1 protein-coding gene is annotated in these 275 nt (G+C 48.7%); it reads right to left on the bottom strand.

Annotation, left to right across the window (positions count from 1 at the left end; genetic code table 11):
• On the bottom strand, nucleotides 1-275 hold a 275-nt coding region (locus HMPREF2655_RS10330; protein WP_180364309.1), incomplete at both ends, for an SHIRT domain-containing protein.

Raw genomic sequence — 275 nt, forward strand, 5'->3', positions numbered from 1 at the left:
GGCTACCATCTTTCAAGTCTGTTTGGTCTGATGGAAGTAGGGTTTTCACTTCTTGTGGAAGCTCTTTGCCCGGGGTTCCACTGACAAACTCGTGCGTCGCCTTGTAAGTTGGCGCTGGAGTGAATTCCCAGGCTCCTACAAAGTGTGCGTCTGCTCCATTGATGGTTTCCGATGTCTTATTGTAGGACTTGAAGCTCCATGTGCCTTCCGTGGTCTTAACTTCTGTTTGACTTGGTTGCATTGGCGTTGCTTGGCTACCATCTTTCAAGTCTGTT

The organism is Streptococcus sp. HMSC066F01, from assembly GCF_001837335.1.
Taxonomy (GTDB): Bacteria; Bacillota; Bacilli; order Lactobacillales; family Streptococcaceae; genus Streptococcus; species Streptococcus oralis_S.